Consider the following 21872-nt stretch of genomic DNA (forward strand, 5'->3'; position numbering starts at 1 on the left):
GCTGGCTTCGGGAAATTGCACTACCTAAGACGAGGTCTAGTAAAAGACCGGCGCGTACTATACCTGAAATAGCGCTTCACGTGAGAGTTTTTTATCGAAAGATGACAGCATAGAGCGGCGCCCCGGATTACGCGCATATCGCCCCGGGGCATGGGCTGAATCGATTATTTCAGCAGCCGCCTCAACTCGCCGGGCGGATCGCTCCGATCAACGGTTGCAACGAGTAGCCCAGACGGGGTGCCAATGCATCGGCCCGAGCGACAAGGCCAGGCATGTCCAGCGTCTGCTCGAGGTCTGCCGGAACCAGCAGAATGACGTTACCCTCCTTCACCGGCAGCTCCCAATAGTGCCGATGATACAGCCCGCGCAACAACGCAGCCCCCAGCGGCTTGCCGTCATCCGCCGCCCACTGGTTGATCACCAGCCAACCGCCGGGATTGAGGCGTTTCTGGCAGTTCTCCAAAAAGCGCCAGGCCAGATGCCCCACGCTCGGCCCGTGATCGGTATACAGGTCGACGAAAATCAGGTCGGCGGTTTCGGCGGTTTCCAGCAGCTCCACCGCATCGCCCACGCGGATATACAGGCGCGGGTCGTCGTCTAGCCCCAAGTACTCAATGGCCAGGCGCGGCACATCCGGGCGCAGCTCGATCACCTCGACATCGTCCAGCGGCAGGAACTTCAGGCAGGCCTGGGTCAGGGTGCCGGCACCAAGCCCGAGGAACAAGGCACTTTCCGGCTCGGCATGGCACAACGCGCCAATCAGCATGGCACGGGTGTAGTCGTACTCCAGCCAGCTTGGATCGGCCGTGAACACACAGCTCTGCTCTATGGCCTCACCGAACTCAAGGAAGCGGTAGTCCTCGACCTCCAGCACACTGATGGTGCCGTACTCGTCGTGAACCTGGGCCAGCAGCCGCTCTACCCGTTCCTCTGTCATCTCGTCTCCCGGCACCGATGCCTGCCCAAGCAAAACCGCCATTGTCCGCCAATGCAGGCAGTGCAACAAGGCGCCTTGCAACTGTTACCATGACCCCAGCCCTCTTTATAATCTGATAACAACCGAGTCTGCGATGAGCCAACCCTGGAGTCCTGACAGCTGGCGCGCCCTGCCGATCCAGCAACAACCGACCTACCCTGACGCGACGCACCTGCACAAGGTCGAGCAGACGCTGGCCAGTTATCCACCGCTGGTGTTTGCCGGCGAAGCCCGCGAACTGCGCCGTCAGTTCGCGGAAGTCACCGAGGGCCGCGCCTTCCTGCTGCAAGGCGGCGACTGCGCCGAAAGCTTCGCGGAGTTCTCAGCGGCAAAAATTCGCGACACTTTCAAAGTGCTCCTGCAAATGGCCATTGTCATGACCTTTGCGGCCGGCTGCCCGGTGGTGAAAGTCGGCCGAATGGCCGGACAATTTGCCAAACCCCGTTCGGCGGGCGACGAAACCATCGCCGGTGTCACCCTCCCCGCTTATCGCGGCGACATCGTCAACGGCATTGGTTTCGATGAAAAAAGCCGCGTGCCTGATCCAGAGCGCCTGCTGCAGGCCTACCACCAGTCCACTGCCAGCCTGAACCTGCTGCGCGCCTTTGCCCAGGGCGGGTTTGCCGACCTGCATCAGGTGCACAAGTGGAACCTGGACTTCATCGCCAACTCGGCCCTGGCCGAGAAGTACAGCCAACTGGCCGACCGCATCGACGAAACCCTGGCCTTCATGCGCGCCTGTGGCCTGGACAGCGCACCGCAGCTGCGCGAAACCAGTTTCTTCACCGCCCATGAAGCGCTGCTGCTCAACTACGAAGAAGCCTTCGTGCGCCGCGACAGCCTGACCAACGACTGGTACGACTGCTCGGCGCACATGCTCTGGATTGGCGACCGCACCCGCCAGCTCGACGGCGCGCATGTCGAGTTCCTGCGCGGGGTGAACAACCCCATAGGGGTCAAGGTCGGCCCAAGCATGAACACCGAGGAATTGATTCGCCTGATTGACGTGCTCAACCCGGAAAACGACCCGGGGCGCCTCAACCTGATCGTGCGTATGGGCGCGGAAAAAGTCGGCGACCACTTGCCGGCGCTGATTCGTAGCGTGGAACGTGAGGGGCGCAAGGTGCTCTGGAGTTCCGACCCCATGCACGGCAACACCATCAAGGCGAGCAGCGGCTACAAGACCCGAGACTTTGCGCAGATCCTCAGCGAGGTCAAACAGTTCTTCCAGGTACATCAGGCTGAAGGCAGTCATGCCGGCGGTATCCACATCGAGATGACCGGGCAGAACGTCACCGAGTGTATCGGCGGCGCCCGTCCGATCACCGAAGATGCACTGTCGGACCGCTACCATACCCACTGCGACCCACGCATGAACGCGGACCAGTCACTGGAGCTGGCCTTCCTGATTGCCGAAACCCTCAAGCAGGTGCGTCGCTAGACCTGTACGCGCCGACGCAAACGCCAAAGCCCAAGCCACTGTCCTGACAATCAAGGACCCTGGCTTGGGTCGCACACCGATGTGTCCGCCTTACACCTTGAACGCCAGCATCACCGCACACAGCACCAAAAACCCGCAGAACAGTGAACGCAGCACCTTCTCCGGCAAGGCATGGGCCAGTTTTACCCCCCAACTGATGCTGAGCAGCCCGCCCAGCGCCAAGGGAACGCCCATGCTCCAATCCACGTGCTGATGCACACCATATGTGACCAGGGTTACCGCCGTGCTGGGCGCCGCCAAGGCCAGCGAAAGGCCTTGGGCGACCACTTGAGTCGTGCCGAACACGCTGGTCAGCACCGGCGTGGCAATCACCGCACCGCCCACCCCGAACAGGCCGCCCACAACACCCGCGCCACTGCCCAGAACGCCCAGCCACGGCCAGGGTTGGCGCAACTCGCTCGAGGGCGGCGTGCTACGCATGAACATGCGCGCCAGGTTCCAGACCACCAGCGCGATCAGGAAACCGACAAAGCCCAGACGCATCGCGCCAGCATCCAAGCCCACGGCCCAGATCGACCCCAGCCAGGCAAAGACAAAGCCCGCTGCGGCCAGCGGCAACGCATGCTGCAAGGCAATACGGTTGCGCTGATGGTAGCGCCACAGGGCCAACAACACGTTAGGCACCACCATCACCAACGCAGTGCCCTGTGCCAACTGCTGATCGAGGCCAAACAGCAGGCCCAGCGCAGGAATCGCGATCAAGCCGCCGCCGATGCCAAACAACCCACCCATCGTACCCAAGGCGGCGCCCAACGCGATGTACATCATCCACTCGATCATTCCGGCCCCTTGAAGGTCATCAATCGTCACATGCTACCCAGCCAGGGCTAGTAGGGAAACGCACAGCAACGCACAATGGCTATGCCAATTACGCAAAGGCGATACAGCCGATGAACCCTGATGCCCTCACCGAACAACTCAGCCTTTTCCTCGATGTTCTGGCGGCAGGCAGCTTTTCCGCGGCCTCCCGACGCCACCCGCTAACGCCGTCTGCGGTGGCCCGGCGCATCGATGCCCTGGAGGCCGCCGTAGGCAGCCGACTGTTCGTGCGCAGCACCCACGCGGTGCGTCCCACCCCAGCTGGTAACGCATTCGCCGAGCGCGCCCGGCGTATCGTTGAAGAACTGCGCCTGGCACGGGCCGAAGCCGTGTCACTGAGCAACGCGCCTGAAGGCCTGATTCGCATTGATGCGCCCGCCGCGTTCGGACGCCGTCATCTGGCGCCTGCAATCGCTGATTTCCTGGTGGCCTACCCAGGCCTGGATGTTCAACTGCGCCTGATCGACAGCTTCGTCGACCTGCATGGCGCGCACCTGGGCGAAGTCGATCTGGTGCTGCGTGCCGGGCCACTGGCCGATACCCGCCTGGTAGCGACACCCTTGGCCTACATGGTGCGCATTGCCTGCGCCAGCCCGGCCTACCTGGAACAGCGCGGTGTGCCGAGCAGCCCGCAGGAACTGCCAGAACATGATGGCCTGGACTGGGACGGCCTGGCCCCGCCGTTCGCCTGGCGTTTTGCAATCGACGGACAGATGCGCCTGCTGCGGCCCTCACGCATGCGCATGAGCGCCAACAACGCAGAAACCCTGTTGTTCGGCGCACTGGCCGGGCTGGGCATCGCCCACCTGCCGACCTGGTTGATCAGCGAGTACCTGCTACGCGGGGAGCTGCTGCCGCTGTTCTGCGACAACGGCCTGCCAGCAGCGGAAAGCAGCGGCATCTATGCCTTGCGCCTGGAGCACGAAACCAACTCCCGCAGCCGCTTGCTGCTTGAGTTCCTCAAGAGCCGCTTCAGCCCGGTACCGCCATGGGACCTGGCGTTGCGCAGTGAGCTGCGCTGGCAGTAAGCCCCCCTTTCACGGCACTGCAGACACAAAAAAACCCGGCAAAGGCCGGGTTTTTCGTGGGCGCCAGGAAATTACTTCTTGGAACGGCCCTTGAAGCTGTTGTCGCGAGTGTCGATGTCGATGAACTCGTCGATCTGGATGAAGTCAGCAACAGAGATCTCGGTACCGTTCTTCAGTTTGGCTGGCTTCATGACCTTGCCCGAAGTGTCGCCACGTGCGGCGTTTTCGGTGTACACAACCTGACGGCTGATGGTGGTCGGCAGCTCAACGGAAACCAGACGGCCTTCGAAGAATACGGCTTCGCAGATGTCTTCCATGCCTTCTTCGATGTACGGCAGAACGGCCTCGATGTCTTCGGCGTTCAGTTCGTACATGGTGTAGTCGGAGGTGTCCATGAAGGTGTAGGAGTCACCGCTGATGAACGACAGGGTCGCTTCTTTGCGATCCAGGATCACGTCGTCCAGCTTGTCGTCTGCACCGTAAACGGTTTCAGTCTTGTAGCCGGTCAGCAGGTTTTTCAGCTTGGTCTTCATGATCGCGCTGTTACGGCCCGACTTGGTGAATTCCGCTTTCTGAACCAGCCACGGGTCGTTGTCGATCCGCAGTACGGTACCGGGTTTCAGCTCTTTACCAGTTTTCATTACGAGATATCCGAATTTGGATGGATTTACAAAAATCGAGGCCGCATATCATAGCCAATTTCGGTAAAACTGTACCAGCGTCGTGGCAAGGTCCGGCTGAGCGGCCTGCGTAGCGCACCAACGCCGGGCGTGCGCATCCAGTTCCGGCCAGTGCGCAAGCAGCTGTTGCCAGGCCGGCCCCATATCACGATCCATGTTCCAGGCACGCCAGAGATCCACCAACGCGGCACTCGCCGCTGCCGACAGACCTTGGGTGTAGTGCTCCAGAAAGGCCTCGAGTTTTTCCCAGTGGGCGTACGCTTCCTGCACATAGATATGCCAGAGCAGTGGGCGCCCAGCCCACTGCGCACGGACAAACGAGTCCTCCCCGCGCACCGCATTGAAATCGCAGCACCATAACAACTGGTCGTACTCGTCCTGGCTGACAAACGGCAGGATCTGCACGGTCAGCGCACCACGGCGAGCGATGCTGCCGGGCACCAGACCTGTCTCCCCCAGCCACGCCTGCACATCACCCAGAATGCGCCCTTCGGGCACCAGCAGATGGTTGGGCCGACTGTCGGTAGCCAGGGCCTCGAGCCAACTGGCCACCCCTGGGTTTTCATAGGCAAACAATGAAATCAGCCGGGCATTGGCGTGTGGTTGCACGCCAATGCCCCGCAAAAACGCCTGACGCGCCAGCGGATCCTGCTCAAACGCCTGACGCCGCGCCAACAGGCTCGCTTCACGCAGCAGCCCGCCCGTCCTGGTGGTAAAACCCGGAAAGAAAAAAACCTTGCGCAGCCCATTGGCCTGAGGCGACGGCAACCCGTGACACCCCTCAACCCAATCCTCGGCACTGAGGTACTCAAGGTTCAACCACAGTACCGGCGTCGGGTGTTCCAGCATGGCCTGAACGTAGGCAGGCGGCAGCTGACAGCCAAAGGCTCCGATCACGACATCGGCCACCGGGGTTGGCTGCCAATCGACGGGCCACTGGCAGACCTGAACGCCCTGCTGCCACTGTTGCCCGGCAGCCGGATCAGCCTGTGGACAAATGCGTACGAACGCCCCCAGATCATCCACCCACAGACGCACCGCCAGCCCCTGTTCTGCCACCAACTGCCGGGCCAGGCGCCAGGTGACGCCGATATCGCCATAGTTATCGACCACACGACAGAAGATGTCCCAGGAAGCATTCATGTGAGGCACCTCAGGTATCGGTCAGAAAAAAGCGTGGATTGTCCGGATAAATCATCGCAGACAAAAGCACCGACACTGAAAAAACCCGGAACGGCATGCGACAATTGCATTTTCCTCGCCCTGGCCAGGAGGCTGCCATGCCCCTTCGCGCACGACGTCACGCCCTGAGCATTACCCTAAAACCGTTTCAATTGATCATCTGCATTGCCCTGGGCCTGTGGCTGGGGTTCGCCGCCATCGCGCTGACCGTCTGGCTGGCCCTGCATTTTGCGCCGCAAGCCACCGCGCCGCTGAGCCAGGCGGTTGAAACCCTGCGCCCAGCCCCGGTACAGGCCCCACAACAACCTGCTGCGGCCGATAACCCGATGTTCGAGCGCTACAAGGAAATACTGCGCAAACAGGAAGTGCAGCAGGCCGAGGAGCAGATGGAAAGCAATCCACGTAACCTGTCCAACCCCAAGTGCCAGTTCTGGCTGCAACAGAACCGCACTGCACCAACCGATAAAAGCCGCGCCAACGTCCTGGAATTTTGCAACTGACATGAACAAGGCCGAACTGCTGCAACAGATCATCGAAAAACTGGGTATTGACCTGGAGGTTGCCCAGCGCGCGGCCCAGACCGCTTATGAAACCGCGACCCACGAAGAGAACATCGCCGAGAACAAATACGACACCCTGGGCCTGGAAGCCTCATACCTGGCCACAGGCCAGGCACGCCGCACAGAAGAAATCCGCCAGGGACGAATTGCCTACCAACAGCTCCTGCTGCGCCCCTACGACCCGGAACGCGGCATTCAGGTCAGCAACCTGGTGACCCTGGAAGCGGAAAACGGCAATCAACGGCATCTGTTCATCGGCCCTGAAGCCGCCGGCCTCACGATCACCCAGGCGCAAACCCTGATTACCGTCATCACTCCCCGCTCGCCACTGGGCCAGAGCCTGATGGGCAAGCAGGAAGGCGACGCCGTCAGCCTGGTTCTGGCCGGGGTACGCCAGGACTATGAGGTGATTGCCGTTCAGTAGTTGTTGGCCCTGGCATCAAGACAGCGTTCCAGCACCTGCAGGAACGCCTTGGCGGCCGGCGACGGCGAATTCGACCAAATCGCGTAGACATGGCGCACGGGGGCATCACTGACCGGCAAGGCCACCACCCCCTTGAAACCACGGGCAATGGGTGCGGCCACCAACCCCAGGGCCAACCCGCGCTGAACAAACTTTTCCACCAACATCACACTACCGACCTCGAACTGCACCCGATGGCGCACCCCGGCGGCGGTGAAGGCTTCATCGGTCTGGCGCCGAGCGCCTGTACCCGCTGGAAAATCCACCAGCGGTTGGTCTTCCAGGTCGGCCAGACACACGCGTGACTGGCAGGCCAACGGATGCCCCGCAGGCAACAACGCCACCAGTTCTTCCCTGGCCAGCAGCCGCGACGCCACCCCCTCGATCGGTTCACCAGGCCAGACACCGATAAAGGCAACATCCAGGCGCCGCTCCCGCACATCCGCCATCAACACCTCGCTCTTGTTGATCAGCCAGCGAATATCAACCTGCGGGTACTCATGATGGAAACCTGCCAACAGGTCGACCAGATCCAGCTCTGTCAGAGAGCTGATCTCGCCTATGGACAAGCGCCCACGCACTTCTCCACAGGCGGCGGCGACATCATCACCAATCCGCCGGGCGGCCTCCAGCGCAGCCTGGCCGCTGACCACAAAGGCTTCGCCGGCGGGCGTCAGGCTCACCCGTCGCGAGCTTCGCTCAAACAGTCGCGCCCCCAAGGTCTCTTCAAGCCGGGCAATCTGGTGGCTCAATGCCGACTGCACGACATGGCAACGCTGCGCAGCCAGGGTGAAACTGCCGGTATCGGCAACAGCCAACGCGTACTCGATCTGCTTGAGGTTCATACATTCATCTGTTTTATAGATTGATCGAATGAAAACGATACATTGGCGTCATATTAAGGCGCTGTCGATACTAGGCACCAGCACGCACCAACCACCGATACAGGGAACGTCCGATGACCGCAGCCACGCCACCGCTGAGCCGCGCACTGATTCTGCTGATGGCCATTGCCACGGGCCTCGCCGTCGCCAGCAACTACTATGCACAACCACTGCTGCACAGCATTGCCCAGCAGTTCAACCTCAGCACCGCAAGCGCGGGCAGCATCGTCGTTACGGCCCAACTGAGCTACGGCGTCGGGCTGCTGCTGTTGGTGCCACTCGGTGACCTGTTCGAACAGCGACGCCTGATTGTCACCATGATGAGCATCAGCACCCTCGGCCTGCTGATCAGCGCCTTATCTGCGAGCCTGCCCTGGTTGCTGCTGGGCACCGCGTTGACCGGCCTGTTCTCGGTGGTGGCTCAGGTGCTGGTACCCATGGCCGCCGGCCTGAGTGATCCGGGGCAACGCGGCCGGGTGGTGGGCACACTGATGAGCGGCTTGTTGCTGGGCATCCTGCTGGCGCGCACCGCAGCCGGTTTCATGGCAACCCTGGGGGACTGGCGCAGTATTTACCTGCTGGCAGCCGGGCTGATGACCCTGTGCACCCTTGCCCTGCTGCGCGCCCTGCCATCGCGCCATCAACCTGCAGGCATGCGCTATCCCGCCTTGATCGGCTCGGTGTTCCGCCTGTTCGCCGAAGAACCGGTGTTGCGCCTGCGCTCACTGCTCGGCCTGCTGGCCTTCAGCCTGTTCGCGCTGTTCTGGACACCGCTGGCCTTCCTGCTGTCTGCCGAGCCTTATCACTACACCGACGCGATCATCGGCCTGTTCGGCCTGGCCGGTGCCGCCGGCGCCCTGGCTGCCAACTGGGCCGGACGCCTTGCCGACCGAGGCAAGGGCTCAATGGGCACCCTGGTCGGCCTGCTGGCATTGCTGCTGGCCTGGTTGCCGCTGGCCTTCGCCCAATCGTCACTGGCTGCATTGCTGGTTGGCGTGCTGGTTCTGGATCTGGCAGTACAACTGGTACACGTGAGCAACCAGAATGCGGTGATCGCCCTGCGCCCGGAGGCGCGTAATCGGCTGAACGCAGGCTACATCACCTGCTACTTCATCGGCGGCGCACTGGGTTCATTGCTCGGTACACAACTGTTCCAGGCTTATGGCTGGGACGGTATCGCGCTGGCCGGAACGATCATCGGCGGCCTGGCGCTAGTGGTATGGCTACTGGCGCAGTACCAGCGCACTCGCCTGACCAGTGCCGCCTGAAGCCCAGAGCACGACCCTCCGTCGCCTGCTGATTGACTTGTCATAGCGCAAAGGGCTGAGTAGGGCGTTGGTCAACAGCCCCTTTACTCACTGGGAAGCACTATGACAAGACTCACGGTTCAAGCCGGCGATTTCTTGCAAGGTGAGGGCGAGTACCGCAATGGATCGCTCACACTCAAGACCTGCAAAAACCCCATGCCCGGAGAAAAAATCACCCTGTCACGCATCAGGGACATGAAAATCGCCAATCAGGAGTTTAATCGCAGCCTGAGCAGCGCCCTTGGCTGGGGCGTGGCCGGCGCACTGATGGCAGGCCCTCTTGGCTTGATCGCCGGCCTCTGGCTGGGCGGCAAGGAGGAAGAGGTGACCTTCGTGGCCACGCTCAAGGACGGGCGCAAACTGATGGCTGTCACCGACGGCAAGACCTGGTCAAAGCTTGACGGCCAGTGGCGTAAACACAAGCCATCGTCGCCGCCGTCAGAGCACTAGAGCCCTCCCCCCTCCTTACAACTCACTGAATTTTCGGTGAACTCAGGGGCGCCTTGTCCATGGCGCCCCTGCTAAGATAGCGGCCGTTTTTCGCCCCCGCAGCTGTCCGGCGCAATGCCGGTAGTTATCGCGTTCTAGCGCACTTAATGTTTCGCCGCACCGGGCCTCCAGCACTTGGGTAGCAGCCGAGCTATAACGGCGCACCCGCTGCAGGCCCTCAAGGAGCTTTTCGCATGACCCTGCACCGCCTGCCCCTCGGCCTGCTGAGCTTCAGCCTGGCCTTGAGCTCATCGCACACCATGGCCGAAAACGGCATCACACTGGCACCGTTGACAGTCTCTGAGCAACTGGACGAGGGCTACCAGGCCCACGAAGCGACCGTCGGTGGCTTCCAGCCCGCCCCACTGCTCGATACGCCCGCCTCGGTCTCGGTGTTTACCGAGTCGCTGATTGCCGACCGCCAGGTGCGTCTGCTCAGCGAAGTGCTGCAAAGCGATGCCTCTGTAGGCGAAAACTATGCGCCCGTGGGCTACTACGAGAACTTCATGGTGCGCGGCTTCAGCCTGGATGCGGCCAGCAGCTACAAGATCAACGGCCAGACCATCGCCGGGGAACAGAACGTAGCACTGGAAAACAAACAGCAGGTGGAACTGCTCAAGGGGCTCTCAGGCTTGCAGAGCGGCGTATCCGCGCCGGGCGGAGTGATCAACTACGCCACCAAACGCCCTGAGGACGTTCGCTCACTGACCCTGTCAGGCGATGATCAGGGTGAGCGCTACATGGCCGCCGACCTGGGCGGCTGGTTCGGCAGCGAACGGCAATTCGGCCTGCGGGCCAACCTGGCACATGAAGACATTCGCTCGTATGTCGAACACGCCGATGGGCAACGGGACTTCGCGTCGCTGGCGTTCGACTGGCAGCTCAACCCCGACGCCCTGTTGCAGTTGGACGTCGAGTATCAGCAGCGCGAGCAGCGTTCGGCGCCTGGCTATCAACTGCTGGGCGGCAACAGCCTGCCGCACAGTGTCGACCCCGAGGATCACCTGGCCTACCAACGTTGGGCCAAGCCCGTGACGATTGACTCGCTGAACCTGGGTGGGCGCTTCGAGTACCGCTTCAGCGATATCTGGACCGGCAGCCTCAGCGCCTCGCGCAGCAAGGTGGTGATCGACGACTACAGCTCGTTTGCCTTTGGGTGCTGGGATGCCACCTGCAACAACCCTCCGCCAGGCAACTTCTTCAGCCCCAGCGGCGACTACGACATCTACGACTACCGCAGCCCCGATGATACCCGACGCATCGACGAAGCCCAGATTACGCTCAATGGCCGTTTTACCGCTGCCAGCCTGGAGCATGACCTGACGGTCGGCAGCAGTGCGCAGCGGCGAACACTGGATCAACGACCTACTGTTTCCAATCCGGTAGGCACTGGCAATATTGCTCAGGATCCTGCAACGATGCCCACAACCGAGGCGGATGTTGGCCAGAGCACCCGCCGCCTCGACAGCCGCCAGTACGGCCTGTTCATCAGTGACCGCATCAGCTTCAACGAACAGTGGCAGACCGTGCTAGGCGCGCGCGAGGTGCGCCTGGATGAGCACGCCTTCGATGAAGACGGCAATTCAACACGCACCACACAGCGCTACGAACTGCTGCCCAATGCCGCGCTGATCTACAAACCGCGCCAGGACATTTCGATCTACACCAGCTACAGCAAAGGGTTGTCGTCGGGCGGCACCGCACCACTTTTTTCCAGCAACGCATCAGAAACCCTGGCCCCTACCCTGTCACGCCAACTGGAAGTCGGCATCAAACGCGACTGGCAACGCCTGAGCCTCAGCGCAGCGCTGTTTCAGTTGCGCCAGGCGTACCAGTACATGCGCCCGGACGGCGCCGGGGCGTTCACCTATGTGCAACAGGGCCAACAGAAGAACACAGGCCTGGAACTGGGCGCGAGCGGCTGGGTGACGTCAAACCTGCAGATCAATGCCAGTGCTGCGGCGATTCGCGCCCGGGTCGAGGGTAGCGACACCGCCGATTACGAAGGCCACCAGGCCCTCAACGTACCGAACTTCCGCGCCGCCCTGCAGGCCGACTACAGCCTGCCCGGCCTACCCGGCCTGGCGCTGCTCGGCGGTGCACGCTACAGCGCCAGCAAATACGCCAACCATGCCGGCAGCGTGGCCGTCGGCAGTTATGCCGTGTTTGATCTTGGCAGCCGCTACCGCACCCGCATCGGCGGATACGACACGGTACTGCGCCTGACGGTGGACAACCTGTTCGACCGCCGTTACTGGCGTGACGCCAGCGAATACCTGGGGGATGGCTACTTGTTCCCCGGTGCGCCACGCACAGCCAGGGTATCGGCGTCGGTCAGCTTCTAAGGTCGACACGGCAGCGGTCGACAGCCGCCATCGCGCCCGTGAAGGGCGATGGCGGCCGCTGGCATTAAAACGACTCGCTGCCTTCGCGAATCTCGACACTCAGGACCTCGGAAACGGTCGCCATCACAGGCGCCGCGTCCGGGCGACTGATCCAGCCGCCATACGCATCACCCTCGGTGTCCCAGTTCCACAGCACCAGGCCTTGTGCGGCCAGTTCGGCGTGAGCGCGGAGCATCAATTCAGGCACCTCGACTTCGTCGAGAAACTCTTCGGCCAGCGGGTCTTCAACGCCGAAGCTCAGCGTCACACCGCGGCTTTCGGCAAGTTCGCCCAAGCATTCGACGAAGGACTCCGTGTCACTCCAGTCGACGTAAAAACCGGTTTCCCAGTCGATGATGTCCTTGATGATCCACAACAGCCGGGATGGGTCGCCCTCAGCCTCTTCGGCGTCATCGCCATCCAGCTCGGTTTCGCGCAACATCTGCAGATGGCGATCGCGCAGCTCGTCCGAAGCGCTGATGGCAATGATCAATTGCTCAGCCGCTTTTACCTGTGATGCGTTGAAATATTCACTGATCATATGAAACGCCTTACTCCCTGATTCCATGGCATAAACAAAAAAGCCCCGAACTACTGGAGTTCGGGGCTTTCATTTGTCTGGCGGTGAAGAAGGGATTCGAACCCTTGATACAGTTTCCTGTATACACACTTTCCAGGCGTGCTCCTTCAACCGCTCGGACACTTCACCGGATCTCGTCAAGCTGTTCAGCCTGTCGAGGGGCGCTAATGTAGTCGAAAGTTTTTCTTTTGGCAAAGGTTTTTTTCAGAATTTTCATGCGCTTAAGGGCCACGGCCACGCTTGCCTGCCAAATAGGGCAAAGCCGCCAATCTATAAAGCGCTTTACCCGCCTTTCACCGTCGCCCCCCAGCGTACGGGGCCGCAGGCGCCAGGGCTGACCGGCCAGTCAGCCTTGGCGCTTTACCTGGCTGCAGAGGCTGAGTAACGTCTGCCTCACTCTTAACAAAGGATCCCTCTCATGAGTGAGCTGATTACCTACCACCTGGACGAGGGTATCGCGACCCTGACCCTGAACAACGGCAAGGTCAACGCGATCTCTCCCGATGTGATCGCCGCGTTCAACAGCGCGCTGGATCGTGCGCAGCAAGACCGTGCAGTGGTAATTATCACCGGCCAACCGGGCATCCTCTCCGGCGGTTATGACCTGAAGGTGATGACCTCCGGGCCACAGGCGGCCGTGAGCCTGGTCACGGCAGGCTCTACCTTGTCCCGGCGTCTGCTCGCTCACCCGTTCCCGGTGATTGTCGCCTGCCCCGGGCACGCCGTGGCCAAGGGTGCCTTCCTGCTGCTCTCGGCCGATTACCGTATCGGTGTCGAAGGCCCTTTCAGTATCGGCCTGAACGAAGTACAGATCGGCATGACCATGCACCACGCCGGCATCGAACTGGCCCGCGACCGTCTGCGCCGCTCGGCGTTTCACCGCTCGGTGATCAATGGCGAGATGTTCGACCCGATCAGCGCCGTCGACGCCGGCTTCCTGGATAAAGTCGTGGCTGCCGAGCAGTTGCAGGAGGCCGCCCTGGCCGCTGCCCGGCAACTGAAGAAAATCAACATGAGCGCGCACAAGAACACCAAGCTCAAGGTGCGCAAGGCCCTGCTCGACACCCTGGACGATGCAATCATTCTCGATCAGGAACACCTGGGCTAACGTCTCCGACGCATCGCAGGCGAGCCTGTTCACCACAGGCCCCACACAAGGCATTGGCTTTCACACCGGGCCGACCTTGCCTGCGATGCCTTGGCCCTCGGCCAGCACCATCAGTGTTTGCCCCCACGAGTGCACAGCCGTACACTGCGCCGCGTTTGCCCAGTGTGAGTCACTCGATGCTTTATCTGATCCGTATGCTTCTGTTGGGCATACACTTTCTGCTGGCGGGTACGCTTGGCTTGTTGATTGGCCTGTGCCGCCCCTTCAACCCAGACAACAGCCGGATTTTCGCTCGCCTGTATGCCTGGCCCATTGGCGGGTTGCTGCGCCTGCGGGTCAAGGCCGAAGTCGGCCCCTTGTTCGACCAGCCGCCCGGCTGCGTGATCATCGCCAACCACCAGTCCAACTTCGACCTGTTCGTCCTCGGCGGTGTCGTCCCGCCACGCACGGTGTGCATCGGCAAGAAAAGCCTGGGCTGGATACCTTTTTTCGGTCAGATCTTCTGGCTTGGCGGCAACATTCTGGTCGACCGCAGCAACGCCTACCATGCACGGCAGGCGCTCCATGCCACCACCCGGATAGTGCAGCACAACAACACCTCGATCTGGATTTTCCCGGAAGGTACACGCAACCCCGGCAACCAGTTGCTGGACTTCAAGAGCGGTGCGTTCCGCTTGGCGATTGAAGCAGGGGTTCCCATCGTGCCGGTGTGCGTCAGCCGTTATGCACAGCGCATGCGCCTGAATCGCTGGAACAGCGGCGACGTCATCATCCGCTCGCTGGCGCCCATCTCGACCAGCGGCCTCGGCAAAGAGGACATCCCGGCGTTGATCCAACAGTGCCGAGAACAGATGCAGCGCTGCATCGACACGATGGAAAACGAACTGCCGTCGGCCTGAGCAGTTGCCGGATCGATGCAGTCATACCAAGCTGACAGGATCACCTGAAGAAGCGAGCAGTCATGGGACGAGTCGTTGCAGCCGCGGTGTACAGCGCCGGCAGAAAAGTTACGTCAATCGAACTGGACGAAGGCAGCCACTGGGCCAGCAAGCCAGGGCACTTTGTCTGGATCGGCCTGGAAGAGCCTGATGCGCAGGCGCTGGCCAATCTGCAGCGCCAGTTCAACCTGCACGAACTGGCCATTGAAGATGCCCTGGAAAAACACAGCCGGCCGAAGCTGGAAACATTCGGCGACGCGCTGTTCATCGTGACGTATTCACCCGTGCGCCACGAGGGCAAGCTGGAGTTCATCGAGACGCACATCTTCGCCGGCAAGGGGTACATCATCACCTGCCGCAATGGCCACTCGAAGTCCTACGCGCTGGTACGCCAACGCTGCGAAGCGCGCCCGCTGCTGCTGGAGCATGGCGAGGACTTCGTCCTCTACGCCCTGCTCGACTTTGTCACCGAAAACTATCAGCCAGTCAGCGAAGCGATTCACGGCGAAATCGAAGAGCTGGAACAGAGCGTACTGAGTGGTGCACTCAACGAAGACGACATCAAGCGCCTGCACGGCCTGCGCCGGGACATTCTGCGCTTGCGTCGCTATGTGGCGCCGATGGTCGAGATCAGCGAGGAACTGCAACGCCTGACGTTCCCGTTCATCGACAAGAACATGCGCCCGTACTTTCGAGATGTGCAGATTCACGTGACCCGACAGATGGAAGACCTGGCCGGTATTCGTGACATCGCCAGCCAGACCATCGAGATCGGCATGCTGCTGGAGTCATCGCGGCAAAGCATCGTCCAGCGCAAGTTCGCCGCCTGGGCGGCGATACTGGCCTTCCCCACCGCCGTGGCCGGTATCTACGGCATGAACTTCCAGAACATGCCTGAGCTTGGCTGGCAGTACGGCTACTTTGCCGTACTGGGGGTGATCACCGTAGGCTGCTCCGCACTCTTTGCCAGTTTCAAGCGCTCCGGCTGGCTCTGAGGTGCACCCTCAGGCCGTCGTGCCTTCGGGCTTATGGGCCACGAAGCGCATCATCCATTCGGCCACGGTTTCACCCTGGTGCTCGCTGGACAGGCTGGCCAGCCCTTGCCGATAGACCTCATCGCCCAGGTGCTGCTGACGCAAATCAAGCAGCGCCCGTGAGTAATCGTGAACGAACTCGGGGTGCCCCTGGAAACACAGCACCTGATCGTCGATGTGATAGGCCGCATACTGGCAGAACTCGCTGGACGCGATCAGCGTGGCGTTTTCCGGCAAGCGGGTGACCTGGTCCTGATGGCTGATCAACAAGGTCAGGTCTTCGATCGGCGGGGTCATCCACGGCTGCTGTGCGTTCAGGCGATAACGGTGAATACCGACGCCCCAGCCCTGCGTCGCACGCTCGGTCTTGCCCCCCAACAGCAGCGCCAGCAACTGATGACCAAAGCACACGCCAAGCAACTTGTCGCCACGCTGATAGCGCTCAAGCAAAAAAGTCTTGAGGGTTTGAATCCAGGGATCGCTGCCAAACGAATCGGCCTTGCTACCGGTAACCAGGTAAGCATCGAACGATTGCTCATCACTGGGGTACTCGCCGTTCATTACGTTATACAGGCTGAACTCGGCGGCGATGGGTTGGCGGGCAAACAGTTGCTCGAACATCCGGCCGTAGCCCTGAAACTGCTCGACCAGTTCCGGCCGCAGGACGTCGGTTTCAAGGATGCAGATGCGTAGCGACATAGAGATAGTCCCGAACGACAAAGGCGAAATGCGTGCTAGAGCCTGCCGCGATTAAGGCCTGTAAGCAAGTAGAATGCACTGACGAACGGTCATGCAGACTGGATCCACCGACGAACTGCACGCACGTGTCTAGCAAGGGCGATCATCATGGCATGGCAAAACGCCTGATAGCCAAAGCAAAGATTCTAAACGCTGGAAATACCAAACCGTTCTAAAAGATGGGTGACGTTGACCCTAAGGTTAGTTGTATACCCACTTTCAGCAGGTTTGTGTCGGCGCCTGGCAGGCCCGAAATCACACGTAAAACCTTCGACAGGGAAGCCACTCGGCATTCAGGAATAACAACAAAAAGGCAGTCAGCCATGTTCAAGCACACGAAAGTACGTCAGGCAGGGCTCATCCTCTTTGCCACTACCCTACTCTTGATTCTGCCGAATCTATCGCGGCTGTTCGGCTGAGCGACGCGCACGCCTCAGGAACCTATCAGCCGTAGTGTATGCTGCCGGTCTCATTGGTTGGAGACTGTTCCATGCGACGCTGCCTTGCCCTGCTGTTTGCCGTGCTGAGTCTACCGTTACAGGCCGCTCAACTGGTTCTGGAACTGGGTGATGCGCCGATCAACTGGCAAACCGAAGACTTGCTCAAGCACCCGCAAGCGCAGTCGATCAGCATCGCGGACGATGTTTCCTACAAGAAAGCCATGCACTACCGCGCCATCCCCCTCAGCGCCCTGCTGACCGGGGTTTCGGCACAGGATCACCTGCAGGCAGTTGCGCTGGACGGCTTCGCCGCCGAGATGCCAGCGGCGCCACTGCTCGCCAAGGGGCCAGCACGGGCCTGGCTGGCCATTGAGGACCCCGCCAAACCCTGGCCGGGCCTCGGCAAAGGCAAACCAAGCGCAGGCCCCTTCTACCTGGTATGGACGAACCCGCAGGCAGGTCATATCAGCCCTGAACAGTGGCCTTTCCAGGTTGCCAGCATTCGCCGCCTGGACGCCGTCGCCGAACGCTTCCCGGCCATGCGCCCCGCACCTGGGCTTGCAGACAATAGCCCGGTCAACCTCGGCTTTACCGTGTTCCAGAAAAACTGCCTGGCCTGCCACACGCTCAACGGCGCCGGCGATGCACAGTTTGGCCCGGACCTGAACCTGCCCTACAACCCGACCGAGTACTTCCACCTCGACCACCTGCGCCGCTATATCCGCGACCCGCAAAGCCTGCGTCAGTGGCCACAGGCGAAAATGCCCGGCTTTAGCAGCAGCGTGCTTAGCGACGGCGAGCTTGACGCCCTGCTCGCCTACCTCCAGCACATGGCCGGGCACAAGCAGCCCTAGGGCTATTGCTGCTGCGCGCCGAGGGTCGGGGTGACCAGCACCTTGGCGTGCATCTGCTCAAAGCCACCACCCCGGCGCATGCCGCGCACCGGGCACGCGTCCAGGTAATCCAGGCCGACCGCCAACTTCAGGTGCCGTTCGGGGCGCTGCAGTTGGTTGGTGACATCAAAGCTGTACCAGCCATTGTCCAGCCAGGCCTCTGCCCAGGCATGGCTGGCCAGGTGCTGGCTGTCGCTGTCGAACAAGTAACCAGACACATATCGTGCCGGAATGCCAAGGCTGCGGGCGCACGCTAGGAACGCGTGGGCGTGGTCCTGACAGACGCCCGCGCCACCCGCGAACGCTTGCGCGGCACTGGTCTCCACCACCGTCGCCCCGGGGGTGTAGGCAATTCGCTCGTGCAATCCATGCATCAGGTCAATCAGCGCGGAACGATCACGGCGCTTGCGGCATTGGCGCTCGGCAAATGCGCGCAGCGCTTCGTCGGCCTCGGTCAACCGCGTGAAACGCAAGAACGGCAGTGCCGAACCCGCCTCATGTTCAACCTCGAACTGCTCGTCGATCTCCACCTGCCCCCGAGCCCGGATAATCAATTCGGAATGCGGTTCATCCAGGCTCAACACGTGCAGGATGTTGCCGAATGGGTCTACTTGCGCCCGTGCCGGTCGAGGCAGGTCGAGGTGCCAATTGAATACCTGCTGCCGCTCGGTGTCGTGTGGGGTCAGGCGCAGGTACTGGATGCTGGTGCGTACCGGGTCTTCATAGTGATAGGCGGTTTCATGACTAATGGTCAGTCTCATACGACCTCCAGGTAAGCGCTGTGAATGGCGTTGCCCAACTGGCGTACCAGCGGGATGTAGTCGCTCAACCAAGGGTGCAGGCCCGCATCGAGGATTTCGTCGATACCGGTGTAGCGCAGGCGCGCATCCACCTCGGCAGCCAGGCGCTGTGCCGGACGGCCGTTGGCGCCGGGCAGGCTGGCCAGGATCTGGTCGATCTCTTCAGTGCAAGCCCTTAACGAACGCGGCACATCCGCACGCAGCAACAGCAACTCGGCCACATGCCGCGCCGCAGGTGCATCGCGGTAGATCTCGGTGTAAGCCTCGAAAGACGACAGGGCCCGGAGCAAGGCGCTCCACTGGTAGTAACCCCGGGCCGAGCTGTCACTGACCGCATCGGCTTCATCACCCAGCACTTCATAGCGGGCGTCAAGCAGGCGCAACGTGTTGTCGGCACGCTCGATAAAGGTGCCCAGCCGGATAAAACGAAAGGCATCGTTGCGCATGATGGTGCCGTAGGTAGCACCGCGAAACAGGTGTGAGCGCTCCTTCACCCACTCACAAAAACGGCTCAGGCCATAACGCCCTACGCCCTGCTCGGCAATGCCACGGATTTCCAGCCAGGCCGCATTGATGTTCTCCCACATGTCGGCGGTAATTCGCCCACGAACCGCATGCGCACAGGCCCGTGCCGAGCCAAGACAACTGTAGATACTGGCCGGGTTGCCCGGGTCCAGGGCGAAATGCTGCAACAGTCGCTCGGCGTGCAGTTCGCCATGACGTTCGAGGTAGTCATCAAGGGTGCCCGTGATCAGCAACGGCATCGCCAGCTCATCAAGGCCGCCTCCGCGGCCGTCCTGCGGCATCAGTGACAGTGAATAACTGACATCAAGCATCCGCGCGAGGTTCTCCGCCCGCTCCAGATAACGCGACATCCAATACAGATCCGAGGCCGTTCTACTCAACATGATTCAATCCTCAACGACCCAGGTGTCCTTGGTACCGCCCCCCTGGGACGAGTTGACCACCAGCGAGCCCTCACGCAGCGCCACCCGGGTCAAACCACCGGGCACCACGCGGGTTTCCCGGCCGGACAAGACGAAGGGACGCAAATCGATATGCCGTGGGGCAATGCCGTTCTCGACAAAGGTCGGACAGGTCGACAACGACAGCGTCGGCTGCGCGATGTAGGCCGCAGGGCGCGCTTTGATCCGCGCCGCAAAGGCTTCGAGTTCGGCACGGCTGGCGGCAGGCCCGACCAACATGCCGTAGCCGCCCGAGCCCTGGGTTTCCTTGACCACCAGCTCCGGTAAATGCGCCAGCACATGGGATAACTCAGCCGGTTTGCGGCATTGCCAGGTCGGCACGTTCTTCAGAATCGGCTCCTCGTCCAGATAGAAACGGATCATGTCGGTGACATAGGGGTAGATCGACTTGTCGTCGGCGACCCCGGTACCAATTGCGTTGGCCAGTACCACGTTGCCGCAGCGGTAAGCAGACAACAGGCCGGGCACGCCCAGCATTGAGTCAGGGTTGAAGGCCAGCGGATCGAGGAAGGCATCGTCCAGGCGCCGGTAAATCACATCGACCGCCTTGGGGCCGTCCGTGGTGCGCATGTACACACGCTCGTCCCGTACAAACAGGTCCGCGCCTTCGACCAGTTCCACGCCCATTTCACGGGCGAGAAAAGCATGCTCAAAGAAGGCACTGTTAAAACGACCGGGGGTCAACACCACAACACTGGGGTTATCCAGCGGGCTGGAACTTTTCAGGGTGTCGAGTAACAGGTTCGGATAGTGATCGATCGGGGCGATGCGTTGAGCGGCGAACAGCTCCGGGAACAGGCGCATCATCATTTTGCGGTCTTCGAGCATGTAGCTCACACCGCTGGGAGTACGCAGGTTGTCCTCGAGTACGTAGTAGCTGCCGTCGCTGTCGCGCACCAGGTCGACCCCGGAGATATGCGCGTATAGATCACGGTGCAGATTCAACCCCTGCATTGCCAACTGATACTGTTCGTTGGCGAGCACCTGCTCGGCCGGAATGATGCCGGCCCGCAGAATGCGCTGATCATGGTAGAGGTCGGCGAGAAACAGGTTGAGGGCCTTGACCCTCTGGATGCAGCCCCGTTCGATCACGCGCCACTCAGCGGCGGGAATACTACGGGGAATGGTGTCGAACGGGATCAGGCGTTCAGTGCCTTGCTCATCGCCATAGAGGGTGAACGTAATACCGGCACGATGAAACAGCAGGTCGGCTTCCCGACGACGCTGAGCCAACAGTTCCGGCGGGGTCTCGGCCAGCCAACTGGCGAATCCGCTGTAGTGCGCTCGGACTTCACCGTTGCCGGCATACATTTCGTCATAAAAGCTGCGGATCATGCCGAACTCCTTGTCATCCGGACCAAGACGTCATCGCAAGCCCCGTGCCATCGGCATAAATGCTTTTATTTCAAGTGGTTATAGAAGCGAGGGAAAAACACCGCACCAGAGCAGTGCGAGATACACCGTCAACCGGGCGACGGCGCCTCATTGCGAGGCAGTGCCCGGCTGACGGTTGATTGGCTCAGGCCAGCAAACGTTCTTGCTTGACCCCCCAGCCTTGGACCTCACCACCCAGCGGTGCGATCACCGCCTCAAAGCCCTGTTCGAACTCATCGATGCCGCCATGGGTGGCATACATCACCTTGCTCAACTCCAGATGCCAGCCGCCATCCGCACATTCACAGACCTGTGCATTGAGCGACTCGCCGCGGAATTTCCCGGCTGCTCTGCGGGCACGCTCCTCATCGGGGAAAACGGCATAGAACTCGATGGGGTGGATACGGGCAAAGTCGAACCCGCCTTCCTTCATGCTGCGCAAGACATTAATGCTGATGTCATCATATTGGCTGCTCATGAATCGTCCTCCGCAAATACCGATGGATTAACCTTCAGTGCGTGACGCTATCGCCCACAGTAGAGGCGCGGGCCTTCGAGCTAGTGATCAAGACAGGGCCGGGAAGCGTGAATCAGGTAGACCCTGAGTGCATCCTAGCGCTTGCGCAGCGCTCGTGCCAACCGATGTAAGTCGTATCGACACATCAAAAAACAAAAGCCCCGATAAATCGGGGCTTTGGTCAAACAGGC

22 protein-coding genes and 1 tRNA gene are annotated in these 21872 nt (G+C 61.1%); 11 read left to right on the forward strand and 12 right to left on the reverse strand.

What is annotated here, in order from left to right:
• Window positions 1-181: 181 nt before the first annotated feature.
• Window positions 182-937: a spermidine synthase gene (locus CS390_RS17670; protein WP_065760473.1), complete on the reverse strand. Its 756-nt coding sequence runs from the start codon at window positions 935-937 to the stop codon at window positions 182-184.
• Window positions 938-1070: 133 nt separating this feature from the next.
• On the opposite strand from CS390_RS17670, the gene CS390_RS17675 reads away from it, so the two are divergent.
• Window positions 1071-2417: a class II 3-deoxy-7-phosphoheptulonate synthase gene (locus CS390_RS17675; protein WP_065760474.1), complete on the forward strand. Its 1347-nt coding sequence runs from the start codon at window positions 1071-1073 to the stop codon at window positions 2415-2417.
• Window positions 2418-2507: 90 nt separating this feature from the next.
• Here the strand turns inward: CS390_RS17675 and CS390_RS17680 are convergent, their stop codons facing one another.
• Window positions 2508-3257, reverse strand: coding sequence for a sulfite exporter TauE/SafE family protein (locus CS390_RS17680; protein ID WP_099775471.1), 750 nt, complete (start codon window positions 3255-3257; stop codon window positions 2508-2510).
• Window positions 3258-3367: 110 nt separating this feature from the next.
• On the opposite strand from CS390_RS17680, the gene CS390_RS17685 reads away from it, so the two are divergent.
• The gene (locus tag CS390_RS17685; protein WP_065760476.1) at window positions 3368-4324 is read left to right on the forward strand and encodes a LysR family transcriptional regulator; all 957 of its coding nucleotides are present in this window, start codon (window positions 3368-3370) and stop codon (window positions 4322-4324) included.
• Window positions 4325-4395: 71 nt separating this feature from the next.
• On the opposite strand, the gene efp is transcribed toward CS390_RS17685, so the two are convergent.
• Together efp and earP are read right to left on the reverse strand one after the other, a co-directional pair.
• The gene (gene efp / locus CS390_RS17690) at window positions 4396-4965 is read right to left on the reverse strand and encodes an elongation factor P (protein ID WP_065760477.1); all 570 of its coding nucleotides are present in this window, start codon (window positions 4963-4965) and stop codon (window positions 4396-4398) included.
• Window positions 4966-5013: 48 nt separating this feature from the next.
• Window positions 5014-6147, reverse strand: coding sequence for an elongation factor P maturation arginine rhamnosyltransferase EarP (earP, locus tag CS390_RS17695; protein WP_099775472.1), 1134 nt, complete (start codon window positions 6145-6147; stop codon window positions 5014-5016).
• 137 nt (window positions 6148-6284) lie between these two features.
• Here earP and CS390_RS17700 point away from each other — a divergent pair, with 137 nt between their 5' ends.
• Window positions 6285-6686 (forward strand): hypothetical protein, encoded by a 402-nt coding sequence (locus CS390_RS17700; RefSeq protein ID WP_099775473.1) that lies wholly within the window; start codon window positions 6285-6287, stop codon window positions 6684-6686.
• Window position 6687: 1 nt separating this feature from the next.
• Entirely contained in the window at window positions 6688-7170 is a 483-nt protein-coding gene (locus CS390_RS17705) for a GreA/GreB family elongation factor (RefSeq protein WP_065760480.1), read from the forward strand.
• Here the strand turns inward: CS390_RS17705 and CS390_RS17710 are convergent.
• Window positions 7164-8054, reverse strand: a complete 891-nt coding sequence (locus CS390_RS17710) for a LysR family transcriptional regulator (protein ID WP_099775474.1) — start codon at window positions 8052-8054, stop codon at window positions 7164-7166. The two genes, CS390_RS17705 and CS390_RS17710, sit on opposite strands and share 7 nt — an antisense overlap.
• A 113-nt stretch (window positions 8055-8167) precedes the next feature.
• Here CS390_RS17710 and CS390_RS17715 point away from each other — a divergent pair, with 113 nt between their 5' ends.
• The 3 genes from CS390_RS17715 to CS390_RS17725 all read left to right on the forward strand — a co-directional run bounded on the left by CS390_RS17715 (window position 8168) and on the right by CS390_RS17725 (window position 12234).
• On the forward strand, window positions 8168-9361 hold the full coding sequence (locus tag CS390_RS17715) for an MFS transporter (protein WP_065761889.1): 1194 nt from the start codon (window positions 8168-8170) through the stop codon (window positions 9359-9361).
• Between the two features lie 102 nt (window positions 9362-9463).
• On the forward strand, window positions 9464-9850 hold the full coding sequence (locus tag CS390_RS17720; protein ID WP_065761888.1) for a hypothetical protein: 387 nt from the start codon (window positions 9464-9466) through the stop codon (window positions 9848-9850).
• A 233-nt stretch (window positions 9851-10083) separates the two neighbouring features.
• Window positions 10084-12234, forward strand: a complete 2151-nt coding sequence (locus CS390_RS17725; RefSeq protein WP_099775475.1) for a TonB-dependent siderophore receptor — start codon at window positions 10084-10086, stop codon at window positions 12232-12234.
• A gap of 64 nt (window positions 12235-12298) precedes the next feature.
• Here the strand turns inward: CS390_RS17725 and CS390_RS17730 are convergent, their stop codons facing one another.
• Both CS390_RS17730 and CS390_RS17735 read right to left on the reverse strand, forming a co-directional pair.
• Window positions 12299-12814, reverse strand: coding sequence for a hypothetical protein (locus tag CS390_RS17730; protein WP_099775476.1), 516 nt, complete (start codon window positions 12812-12814; stop codon window positions 12299-12301).
• Window positions 12815-12892: 78 nt separating this feature from the next.
• A tRNA-Ser gene (locus tag CS390_RS17735) sits at window positions 12893-12982 on the reverse strand.
• Between the two features lie 289 nt (window positions 12983-13271).
• On the opposite strand from CS390_RS17735, the gene CS390_RS17740 reads away from it, so the two are divergent.
• From CS390_RS17740 to CS390_RS17750, 3 genes are all read left to right on the forward strand, one after another.
• Window positions 13272-13961 carry a crotonase/enoyl-CoA hydratase family protein gene (locus tag CS390_RS17740; RefSeq protein WP_065759895.1) on the forward strand — a complete coding sequence of 230 codons (690 nt, stop codon included), beginning with the start codon at window positions 13272-13274 and terminating at the stop codon, window positions 13959-13961.
• A 176-nt stretch (window positions 13962-14137) separates the two neighbouring features.
• Window positions 14138-14860 carry a 1-acyl-sn-glycerol-3-phosphate acyltransferase gene (locus CS390_RS17745; RefSeq protein WP_099775477.1) on the forward strand — a complete coding sequence of 241 codons (723 nt, stop codon included), beginning with the start codon at window positions 14138-14140 and terminating at the stop codon, window positions 14858-14860.
• A gap of 62 nt (window positions 14861-14922) precedes the next feature.
• The gene (locus CS390_RS17750) at window positions 14923-15894 is read left to right on the forward strand and encodes a magnesium and cobalt transport protein CorA (protein WP_065759893.1); all 972 of its coding nucleotides are present in this window, start codon (window positions 14923-14925) and stop codon (window positions 15892-15894) included.
• Between the two features lie 9 nt (window positions 15895-15903).
• On the opposite strand, the gene CS390_RS17755 is transcribed toward CS390_RS17750, so the two are convergent.
• On the reverse strand, window positions 15904-16632 hold the full coding sequence (locus tag CS390_RS17755) for an amidotransferase (RefSeq protein ID WP_099775478.1): 729 nt from the start codon (window positions 16630-16632) through the stop codon (window positions 15904-15906).
• Window positions 16633-17161: 529 nt separating this feature from the next.
• On the opposite strand from CS390_RS17755, the gene CS390_RS17760 reads away from it, so the two are divergent.
• Window positions 17162-17965, forward strand: coding sequence for a cytochrome c (locus CS390_RS17760; RefSeq protein ID WP_099775479.1), 804 nt, complete (start codon window positions 17162-17164; stop codon window positions 17963-17965).
• 2 nt (window positions 17966-17967) lie between these two features.
• Here the strand turns inward: CS390_RS17760 and CS390_RS17765 are convergent, their stop codons facing one another.
• The 4 genes from CS390_RS17765 to CS390_RS17780 all read right to left on the reverse strand — a co-directional run bounded on the left by CS390_RS17765 (window position 17968) and on the right by CS390_RS17780 (window position 21642).
• Window positions 17968-18765 (reverse strand): transglutaminase family protein, encoded by a 798-nt coding sequence (locus tag CS390_RS17765; protein ID WP_099775480.1) that lies wholly within the window; start codon window positions 18763-18765, stop codon window positions 17968-17970.
• Window positions 18762-19712: an alpha-E domain-containing protein gene (locus CS390_RS17770; protein ID WP_099775481.1), complete on the reverse strand. Its 951-nt coding sequence runs from the start codon at window positions 19710-19712 to the stop codon at window positions 18762-18764. The genes CS390_RS17765 and CS390_RS17770 overlap by 4 nt, the downstream gene beginning before the upstream one ends.
• A gap of 3 nt (window positions 19713-19715) precedes the next feature.
• The gene (locus CS390_RS17775; RefSeq protein WP_099775482.1) at window positions 19716-21125 is read right to left on the reverse strand and encodes a circularly permuted type 2 ATP-grasp protein; all 1410 of its coding nucleotides are present in this window, start codon (window positions 21123-21125) and stop codon (window positions 19716-19718) included.
• A gap of 184 nt (window positions 21126-21309) precedes the next feature.
• The gene (locus CS390_RS17780) at window positions 21310-21642 is read right to left on the reverse strand and encodes a ribonuclease E inhibitor RraB (RefSeq protein ID WP_065759887.1); all 333 of its coding nucleotides are present in this window, start codon (window positions 21640-21642) and stop codon (window positions 21310-21312) included.
• Window positions 21643-21872 lie beyond the last annotated feature (230 nt).

Origin of the sequence: Pseudomonas sp. HLS-6 (genome assembly GCF_002753995.1) — a bacterium.
Taxonomy (GTDB): Bacteria; Pseudomonadota; Gammaproteobacteria; order Pseudomonadales; family Pseudomonadaceae; genus Aquipseudomonas; species Aquipseudomonas defluvii.

Coding starts and splice junctions, on each gene's coding strand:
- CS390_RS17670 (WP_065760473.1), bottom strand. CDS start 937: ATGACAGAGGAACGGGTAGAGCGGCTGCTGGCCCAGGTTCACGACGAG.
- CS390_RS17675 (WP_065760474.1), top strand. CDS start 1,071: ATGAGCCAACCCTGGAGTCCTGACAGCTGGCGCGCCCTGCCGATCCAG.
- CS390_RS17680 (WP_099775471.1), bottom strand. CDS start 3,257: ATGATCGAGTGGATGATGTACATCGCGTTGGGCGCCGCCTTGGGTACG.
- CS390_RS17685 (WP_065760476.1), top strand. CDS start 3,368: ATGAACCCTGATGCCCTCACCGAACAACTCAGCCTTTTCCTCGATGTT.
- efp (WP_065760477.1), bottom strand. CDS start 4,965: ATGAAAACTGGTAAAGAGCTGAAACCCGGTACCGTACTGCGGATCGAC.
- earP (WP_099775472.1), bottom strand. CDS start 6,147: ATGAATGCTTCCTGGGACATCTTCTGTCGTGTGGTCGATAACTATGGC.
- CS390_RS17700 (WP_099775473.1), top strand. CDS start 6,285: ATGCCCCTTCGCGCACGACGTCACGCCCTGAGCATTACCCTAAAACCG.
- CS390_RS17705 (WP_065760480.1), top strand. CDS start 6,688: ATGAACAAGGCCGAACTGCTGCAACAGATCATCGAAAAACTGGGTATT.
- CS390_RS17710 (WP_099775474.1), bottom strand. CDS start 8,054: ATGAACCTCAAGCAGATCGAGTACGCGTTGGCTGTTGCCGATACCGGC.
- CS390_RS17715 (WP_065761889.1), top strand. CDS start 8,168: ATGACCGCAGCCACGCCACCGCTGAGCCGCGCACTGATTCTGCTGATG.
- CS390_RS17720 (WP_065761888.1), top strand. CDS start 9,464: ATGACAAGACTCACGGTTCAAGCCGGCGATTTCTTGCAAGGTGAGGGC.
- CS390_RS17725 (WP_099775475.1), top strand. CDS start 10,084: ATGACCCTGCACCGCCTGCCCCTCGGCCTGCTGAGCTTCAGCCTGGCC.
- CS390_RS17730 (WP_099775476.1), bottom strand. CDS start 12,814: ATGATCAGTGAATATTTCAACGCATCACAGGTAAAAGCGGCTGAGCAA.
- CS390_RS17740 (WP_065759895.1), top strand. CDS start 13,272: ATGAGTGAGCTGATTACCTACCACCTGGACGAGGGTATCGCGACCCTG.
- CS390_RS17745 (WP_099775477.1), top strand. CDS start 14,138: ATGCTTTATCTGATCCGTATGCTTCTGTTGGGCATACACTTTCTGCTG.
- CS390_RS17750 (WP_065759893.1), top strand. CDS start 14,923: ATGGGACGAGTCGTTGCAGCCGCGGTGTACAGCGCCGGCAGAAAAGTT.
- CS390_RS17755 (WP_099775478.1), bottom strand. CDS start 16,632: ATGTCGCTACGCATCTGCATCCTTGAAACCGACGTCCTGCGGCCGGAA.
- CS390_RS17760 (WP_099775479.1), top strand. CDS start 17,162: ATGCGACGCTGCCTTGCCCTGCTGTTTGCCGTGCTGAGTCTACCGTTA.
- CS390_RS17765 (WP_099775480.1), bottom strand. CDS start 18,765: ATGAGACTGACCATTAGTCATGAAACCGCCTATCACTATGAAGACCCG.
- CS390_RS17770 (WP_099775481.1), bottom strand. CDS start 19,712: ATGTTGAGTAGAACGGCCTCGGATCTGTATTGGATGTCGCGTTATCTG.
- CS390_RS17775 (WP_099775482.1), bottom strand. CDS start 21,125: ATGATCCGCAGCTTTTATGACGAAATGTATGCCGGCAACGGTGAAGTC.
- CS390_RS17780 (WP_065759887.1), bottom strand. CDS start 21,642: ATGAGCAGCCAATATGATGACATCAGCATTAATGTCTTGCGCAGCATG.